Genomic DNA, 877 nt, shown 5'->3' on the forward strand with positions numbered 1-877 from the left:
GGTTGGTGGAAGGCGAGGTGTCGCTGACGCCGATCCAGCGTTGGTTCTTCGAGAAGGAATTGCCGCAGGCGCACCACTTCAACCAGGCGGTGCTGCTGGAGGCGAAGGAAGGGGTGGAGGCGGAGCGGCTGGAGGAAGCGCTGCGGGCGCTGGTGGCGCACCACGATGCACTGCGGATGCGTTACGCGCGCGGTGACTCCGGTTGGACGCAGCACAACACAGGCATCGGACACGGGGCCTTGTTGCAGCGGCTCGACCTGTCGTCGCTCATGGAGGACGAAGACGCGCAGCGGGAGGCGATGTCGGCTGCCGCGAAGGAGTTCCAGTCAGGGCTCCGGCTCGATGAAGGCCTGTTGTTGCGCGCGCTGTTGATGGAGCGCGGCGCGGGCCGGACGTCGCGGTTGCTGCTGGTGGTGCACCACCTGGTGGTGGACGGCGTGTCGTGGCGCGTGCTGCTGGAGGACCTGGGCACGGCGTACGCGCAGCGGCGTGAAGGCCGAGCAGTGGAACTGCCGGCGAAGACGACGTCCTTCCAGGCGTGGGCGCGCAAGCTGGAGTCATACGCGCGCGGGCCGGAGCTGGAGAAGGAAGCGGCGTGGTGGCTTGCGCAGCCGAGTGAAGTGCCGGCGCTGCCGGTGGACACGGCGGGCGCGAACAGCGTGGCGTCCGCGCGTGGAGTGGTGGAGGGGTTGGAGGCTGAAGAGACGCGGGTGCTGTTGCAGGAAGTGCCTGGTGCATACCGGGCGACGGTGAATGAAGTGCTGGTGTCGGCGCTGGCGCGCGTGCTGACGCGGTGGACGGGGCAGTCTCGGGTGCGGGTGGACGTGGAGGGGCACGGACGCGAGGAGCTCTTCGCGGACGCGGACGTGACGCGGAC

At 69.2% G+C, this 877-nt stretch carries 1 protein-coding gene; it reads left to right on the plus strand.

Features of this window, described 5'->3' with window-relative positions:
- Nucleotides 1-17 precede the first annotated feature (17 nt).
- The coding region (locus D7V88_RS41860) for a condensation domain-containing protein (RefSeq protein WP_158625291.1) at nt 18-877 on the plus strand (860 nt) is incomplete at its 3' end.

It is taken from the genome of Corallococcus terminator (assembly GCF_003611635.1).
GTDB lineage: Bacteria > Myxococcota > Myxococcia > Myxococcales > Myxococcaceae > Corallococcus > Corallococcus terminator.